We start from the raw sequence: 348 nt of genomic DNA, 5'->3' as shown, positions 1-348 counted from the left end.
TCAATCCACTCGGTCGCAAGACCGAGACGTTATGAGTGTCCATTCTTCAATAATTTCATAGTCATTTCAATCCACTCGGTCGCAAGACCGAGACGAAGAGGTTGAGGAGCCTTTGGAAGAATGTGAAATTTCAATCCACTCGGTCGCAAGACCGAGACATTGACTGAACCGCTCTAAGTTCCTCTGCAGACATTTCAATCCACTCGGTCGCAAGACCGAGACAGCGAGAATTTTTAACAATGGGAAGATTGTAGCATTTCAATCCACTCGGTCGCAAGACCGAGACGCAGCCGGCAGCTTAAGTTGTTAAATCAGAATTTATTTCAATCCACTCGGTCGCAAGACCGA

Origin of the sequence: Clostridium sp. KLE 1755 (assembly GCF_000466465.2) — a bacterium.
Classification (GTDB): Bacteria; Bacillota; Clostridia; order Lachnospirales; family Lachnospiraceae; genus Eisenbergiella; species Eisenbergiella porci.
The sequence above is the reverse complement of the archived record's forward strand: the minus strand, read 5'-3'. Positions refer to the sequence as shown.